General features: G+C 63.8%; 5 protein-coding genes. 3 read left to right on the top strand and 2 right to left on the bottom strand.

The annotated features are described in order from the left end of the window. Positions 1-237: 237 nt before the first annotated feature. Together mtnA and mtnK are read right to left on the bottom strand one after the other, a co-directional pair. On the bottom strand, positions 238-1,332 hold the full coding sequence (gene mtnA, locus NKI15_RS31815; RefSeq protein WP_023668575.1) for an S-methyl-5-thioribose-1-phosphate isomerase: 1,095 nt from the start codon (positions 1,330-1,332) through the stop codon (positions 238-240). After that, the gene (gene mtnK / locus NKI15_RS31820) at positions 1,329-2,597 is read right to left on the bottom strand and encodes an S-methyl-5-thioribose kinase (protein WP_352514456.1); all 1,269 of its coding nucleotides are present in this window, start codon (positions 2,595-2,597) and stop codon (positions 1,329-1,331) included. The genes mtnA and mtnK overlap by 4 nt, the downstream gene beginning before the upstream one ends. Positions 2,598-2,734: 137 nt before the next feature. Between mtnK and NKI15_RS31825 the strand changes: the two genes are divergently transcribed. From NKI15_RS31825 to NKI15_RS31835, 3 genes are all read left to right on the top strand, one after another. Continuing rightward, entirely contained in the window at positions 2,735-4,246 is a 1,512-nt protein-coding gene (locus NKI15_RS31825) for a sugar ABC transporter ATP-binding protein (protein ID WP_352514457.1), read from the top strand. A gap of 74 nt (positions 4,247-4,320) precedes the next feature. Next, on the top strand, positions 4,321-5,316 hold the full coding sequence (locus NKI15_RS31830) for an ABC transporter permease (protein ID WP_023668572.1): 996 nt from the start codon (positions 4,321-4,323) through the stop codon (positions 5,314-5,316). A gap of 46 nt (positions 5,317-5,362) precedes the next feature. After that, a complete protein-coding gene (locus NKI15_RS31835) occupies positions 5,363-6,415 on the top strand; it encodes a substrate-binding domain-containing protein (protein WP_023692173.1) in 1,053 nt (350 codons plus the stop codon). Positions 6,416-6,529 lie beyond the last annotated feature (114 nt).

The raw sequence follows: 6,529 nt of genomic DNA on the forward strand, positions 1-6,529 counted from the left end.
GACGACCTGCGCGAGCACAAGAAGCTCGCTCTGCGCCAAGCCGCATGACCAGCATCATGGCTGCCCCATTTTGCAGAACTTGACGCACACAACCCCATTGAGGGGGAGATGGCCGGCAGGCCAGAGGGGGTCGGTTCGACTGGAGCGCTAGCATCATCTGTCGGTGCTGGGAGGTCGCGTCAGGACGCGCCGACCCCTCTGTCGCCTTTGGCGACATCTCCCCCTCAAGGGGGGAGATTATCCGCGTTCGGGGAACATCGCCTTCAACCCTTCGCGCGAAGCCTTGGCCACACCGCGCTCGGTGATCAGCCCCGTCACCAGCCGTGCCGGCGTCACATCGAACGCCGGATTGGCCGCCGGCGTCGCTTCGGGCGAAACCCGAACCTGCGCGATCTTGCCGTCCGCCGTCTTGCCCCAGACCAGCGACACCTCGTCACCGGAGCGTTCCTCGATCGGGATTTCGGTGAGGCCATCACCCACTGTCCAGTCGATGGTCGGCGAGGGCAGAGCGACGTAGAAGGGCACCTCATTATCGGAGGCGGCGAGCGCCTTGAGATAGGTGCCGATCTTGTTGCAGACGTCGCCATTGGCCGTGGTGCGGTCGGTGCCCACGATCACCATGTCGACCGCGCCACGCTGCATCAGATGGCCGCCGGCATTGTCGACGATCAGCGTGTGCGGCACGCCGTGGCCGGCCATCTCCCAGGCGGTCAGCTGGGCGCCCTGGTTGCGCGGGCGCGTCTCGTCGACATAGACATGGACCGGAATGCCGGCCTCGACGGCGAGATAGATCGGCGACGTGGCGGTGCCGTAATCGACCGTCGCCAGCCAACCGGCGTTGCAATGGGTGAGGATGTTGACCGGCTCGCCCGGCTTCTTGCGTGCCGCGATCTCCTTGATGATGGCAAGCCCGTTCTCGCCGATGGCGCGATTGAGATCGACATCCTCGTCGGCGATTTCCGCGGCGCGCTTATAGGCCGCCTCCGCGCGCTGTCCCAATACGATCGGCCTGAGGAACCGCCGCATCTCGTCCAGTGCCCAGCGTAGATTGATCGCAGTCGGCCGCGTCTTGTGCAGCGTCTCCCAGACCGCGTCGAGCGCTTCGTCAGACGGATCGTCCGCCATCTGGATGGCGACGCCGTAGGCCGCGGTGACGCCGATCAGCGGCGCGCCACGAACCCACATGTCACGGATCGCGGTGGCGATGCCGGCAACGCTCCCGATCGTCTCGACCCGGAACTCGTGCGGCAGCCAGCGCTGGTCGATGATCTCGACCGAACGCTGGTCGTCGCTCAGCCAGATGGTGCGGTAGTGGCGCTCGCCGACGTTCAAATCCTGCTCTCCCGTTCGATCAAAGCGGCCAGATTATTGACCTCGTCCATGCCGTGAATCTGGCGCCGGTTGACGGCGATGTGACGGCCGAATTTCAGCGCCTTGGCCTCGCAGGAGGCTCGCAGATCCTCGTCCTCGATGGTCTCGAAATCGGCATTGTGGGCGAGGCCGAGGATGCGCCGGTGCACCTCGATGCCGGCAAAGCCCAAGAGGTCGGTCCAGATCTGGTGCAGCACATGGTCGAGCGCCTGCTCCGAGGCGAGAATGTCGCCCTGATCCTCGAACAGGCTCTTCTGGTAAAGCATGCCGGTGCGCTCGGTGCGCCATAGATGCGAGAACTCGGCGCGGAACACCGTCCAGGTGTCATTGGTCACCCCGAGCAGATAGGCACGCATGGCGTCACGCTTGCCCTTGTGTTCATGGCCGCGCTGCGAGAAGTAGGACATCCAGAAATTGGCGAGCAGCATGCCGACGTCGAAGGCCATCGGACCGTAGAAGGCGAATTCCGGATCGATCATCCGCGTCTCGGTGTCGGTGACCATGATCGAGCCCGAATGCAGGTCGCCATGCAGCAGCGTCTCGGCATTGGCGGCGAAGATATGCTTCAGCCGCTGCGCTTCGACCTTGAGGTCGCGGTCGGCACGCAGTTCGGCAACCAGGCCGTCCAGTTGCGGCGACGTATGCCGGTTCAGCTTGGCATCGAAATAGGGGTCGGAAAACACCAGGTCTTCGGTGATGCCGCAGAGCTCGACATTGTCGGCAAACAGCGCCAGGTCGGCCTTGCGGTCCTTGGTGGGCATGGAGAGATCAGAGCCGCGGAACAAAGTGCGGGCCATGAACAGGCCGATGTCGCGGGCGATATTTGGCAACTCGCGGCCGCCGATCAGGGCACGGCGCAGGATGATGTGCGGCGGCGCCAGATATTCCATGATGATCAGCGCCTGGGCTTCGTCGAAATGGAGGATCGCCGGCACCGAACCCGGCGCGCGCGCCTCTTGCCGCGTCAGCGCGTGATATTCGAAGAAGGAACGTTTCAAGGGCAGCGGCCAGCTGTCGCCGACGAGGCGAACATAGGGCAGGGCTTGCTTGACGACCGCCGCACCCGAGCCGCCTTCGACGATGAAGACGAGGTTCAGATTGCCGTCGCCGACCTCGCGCACCTTCCAAGGGCCCTTGCCGATTTTGGCGCACAGCGCTTCGTTCGTACCGAGGCGCGTTGCAAGCGTCTCCACCGACAGTGCTTCAAACGGCAATTTCGCAGTCATTCCTCACCCTCCCGCTTGCTCGCTCCAATCATAGTGGAGCGATGGCGGTGAGGCCAAGCTAGGAAGCTGACTGGCAATTGTCAATCGAGTTGACAATTGATGACGTAGCCCATAGCGTCATCGTCAGGGAGGAACGAATGGGCAATGATGCCGTGTTCCGCGTGGACGGGCTGAGGAAATCCTTCGGCCATATCGAGGTGCTTGGCGGCGTCTCGCTCGAATTGCATGCCGGTGAGATCACTGTGCTGATGGGCGCCAACGGCGCCGGCAAGTCCACCCTCGTCAAAATCATCAGCGGCGTCTACGACCATGACGGCGGCATCATGCACCTCGCTGGCGGCAACTTTGCGCCGAACACGCCGGCAGAGGCGATCCGCGCCGGTGTCGTTACCGTGCACCAAAACATCAATGACGGCGTCGTCGCCGATCTCGATGTCGCCACCAATCTGACGCTCGACCGGCTGAGCGGCAAGGGCGCGCCGCTGCTGTTCAACCCCGGCCGGGTGCGCCGCGAAGCCAAAGCGGTGGCCGACCGCATGGGGCTCGCCATCGACCTCAAGGCCAGCATCAGCGACCTGTCGCTGGCCGATCGCCAGATGGTGGCCATCGCGCGCGCCATGGCGCACCAGCCGAAAGTGCTGATCCTCGACGAGCCGACCTCGTCGCTGTCCAGCGCCGAGGCCGACCGGCTGTTTGCGCTGCTCGACCGCTTGCGCGAGCAGGGCGTCGCCATCCTCTACATCTCGCATCGCATGTCGGATATCAGGCGGCTGGCCGACCGCATCGTCTCGATGCGCGATGGCGTCATCTCAGGCGTCTTCGATAGCAAGCCTCTCGACTATGAGGGTGCCGTTAACGCCATGCTCGGCCGCAAGATCCATCTTGACCGCATCGAAGCCAGGAGTTCTGCCAAGCCGATCCTGACCGTCGATGCCTTGCGCATCGCCCCTGGTGCCCGGCCATTCTCGCTGACGCTCGGCGACGGCGAGGTCGTTGCCATCACCGGCCTCGTTGGCGTCGGCAAGACCGCGCTCGCCGAGACGCTGTTCGGCCTGCGCAAGCCGCTGTCCGGCACGATGACTTTATATGGCAAGCCCTATGCGCCTGGGTCGACGGGCGAAGCCATCGCCGCCGGCGTGTTTCTGGTCGCCAAGGACCGTGGCGAAAACGGCATCGTCGGCGGCTTCAACATCCAGGAAAACATCAGTCTGCCCTTCCACAAGCGCATGTCGCGCTTTTCAGTTCTCAAACGCGGCCTTGAACGCACTATTGCCCGCCGGCAGATCGAGGATCTCGGCATCGTCTGCCGCTCGGAGAAGGACGAGATGACCACTCTCTCGGGCGGCAACCAGCAGAAGGTGATGGTGGCCCGCTGGATGGCGCAGGACGCCCGATTGTTCATTCTCGACGAACCGTTCCAGGGCGTCGATATCTCCGCCAGGCGCGACATCGCCGCCAAGCTGAGGGCCAGCGCCAATGGCCGCGCCACGCTGCTGTTCGTCACCGAACTCGACGAGGCACTGGAGACGGCCGATCGCATATTGGTGATGTCCGAGCAGACCATCGTCGGCGAACACCGCAACGCCAATGTCGATCTCGACCGTCTGCTGGCCGAAGTCGCGGGCGGGCCGTTGCACAGTGCGGCCTGAGCCACGATGATTGAAGAACTGAAGGTTGGAATGGAGTGCACGGGTTTGAGTTGGGTATTGACGGCGGGCGCTGAATGACGCTGCGCGATTACGCCATCCGCTATGGGTTTATCGTGCTTCTGTTCGGGCTGATCGCGTATTTCGCCATCGCCGCCGACGGGTTCGTCTCGCCGCAAAGTGCCGTCTTCATTTTCCAGTCGGTCGCCATCACCGGCGTGCTGGCGCTGGGCGTCACCGCCACACTGGTTGTCGGCGGCTTCGATCTCTCGATCGGCTCGGTTGCCACATCGGCCATGATGGCGGCTGCCTATGTCATGGTGGTGCTGGAGCAGAACGTGGTCGTCGCTGTCCTCATCTGCCTGCTCATCGGCGCCCTTGTCGGCCTCATCAATGGCTGGCTGATCGTCTATATGCGCGTGCCCGATCTGCTGGCGACGCTCGGCATGATGTTCCTGCTCGTCGGCCTCCAGCGCATCCCGACTGAAGGACGCTCCATCGCCACCGGTATGACAATGCCGGACGGCTCGGTCGCCAACGGCAAATTCTCCGACGCCTTCCTGGCGCTCGGCCGCCACCGCTTCGACTTCTTCATCCCGAACCTCATTCCGGTCTCGGTGGTCGTGCTGATCGTGCTCGCCGTGCTGATCTGGTTCTTCCTCGAATACACACGCTTCGGCCGCATGATGTATGCCGTGGGCAGCAATGAACGGGCCGCCGAACTCGCCGGCGCGCCTGTCAAGGCATACAAAATCTGGGCCTACGTCATTTCAGGAGTTTTTGCCTCGATCGGCGGGATTTTGCTGGCCGCACGGCTTGGACGCGGTGACATCGCGTCGGGTAATAATCTGCTGCTCGATGCGGTTGCCGCGGCGCTGATCGGCTACGCGGTGCTCGGCGCCGCCAAGCCGAACGCCTTCGGCACCGCCATCGGCGCGCTGTTCGTCGGCATCCTGCTGCAAGGCCTGACGATGATGAACGCGCCTTACTACACGCAGGATTTCGTCAAGGGCGTGGTTCTCGTCGTCGCCCTTGTCTTTACCTTCGCCCTTTCCGGCCGGGGCAGGAGATAGAATGGCTGCCGGGACAGTTTTGGGTTCAACAAACGGAGGAAAGAACGTGAACATCACAAGACGACTTTTGGGGAAGGTCGCGCTCGGATTGGCCGGCGCAACAATGCTGATGCAGGTCCCGGCCTTTGCCGCCGACAAGCCGGCGCCGTTCGACAAGCCCGGCGTCAAGATCGCGCTGGTGCGCTATCTCTCGACCGGCGATTTCTTCCAGGCCTATCTCTCGGGCGTCGAGTCCCAGTCCAAGGCGCTCGGCATCGATCTGCGCGTGCTCGACAGCCGCCAGGACGCCGCCCTTCAATCCGACATGGTCGACCAGGCCATCGCACTCGGCGTGCAGGGCATCATCATCCAGCACGGCCTGACGGAATCGATGAAGGACGCCGCCCAGCGCGCGGTCGATGCCGGCATCAAGGTCGTCGCCTTCGACGTCAATGTCGAAAACCCCAAGATCCCGCAGATCGAACAGTCCGACAAGGACCTTGCGCGCCTGGCGCTCGAGCAGGCGGTCAAGGACAATGGCGAGAGCTGGAACGCCGGCTATGTCTATGTCGCTGGCATCGCGCCGCTCGACCGCCGCAACGAGACCTGGGTCGACGTGAAGAAGAAACATGCCGGCATCAAGGAAGTCGCGATGTTCGGCACGCTCGACAACCCGATCGCCAACTCGGTCGCCAACCAGGCGCGCTCGGTGCTGCAGGCGCATCCCGACATCAATGTGATGTTCGCGCCCTATGACGAGTTCGCCAAGGGTGTGAAGATCGCCGTCGACGAGGCGGGGCTGAACAAGAAGATCAAGATCTACTCCGCCGACATCTCTACCTCGGACATCGCGGCCATGCGCGAGACCGACAGCGCCTGGGCCGCCACCGCCGCCACCAACCCTGCCGTCGTCGGCCAGGTCTCGGTGCGCGCGCTGGCGCAGCTGCTCGCAGGTGAAGATCCCGGCCACAACGTCATCGTGCCGCCGACGCTGATCACCCAGAAGGACCTGATCGACAAGGACATCAAGAACATGGAGGACCTGTCGGCCAAGCTGCCGCAATTCGCCCATGCCGATGTCGCCATGCCGGCCTGGATGCCGAACCCGAACGCGAAGTAGGGGAGCCGTGGGGGGGGGGGGGGGGCGGCGGGGGGGGGCCCCGCCAGCGCCCACCACCCAGCGGCCAGCCAGCAGGGCGGGAGCTGTGGAAGAGAGCTACGCAGAGAGCCGAGA

The sequence above is a fragment of the Mesorhizobium sp. M0862 genome (genome assembly GCF_040319795.1).
Lineage (GTDB): Bacteria > Pseudomonadota > Alphaproteobacteria > Rhizobiales > Rhizobiaceae > Mesorhizobium.

Excerpts from the sequence above, each read along its gene's own strand:
- mtnK (WP_352514456.1), bottom strand. The coding sequence starts at position 2,597 with ATGACTGCGAAATTGCCGTTTGAAGCACTGTCGGTGGAGACGCTTGCA.
- NKI15_RS31825 (WP_352514457.1), top strand. The coding sequence starts at position 2,735 with ATGGGCAATGATGCCGTGTTCCGCGTGGACGGGCTGAGGAAATCCTTC.
- NKI15_RS31830 (WP_023668572.1), top strand. The coding sequence starts at position 4,321 with ATGACGCTGCGCGATTACGCCATCCGCTATGGGTTTATCGTGCTTCTG.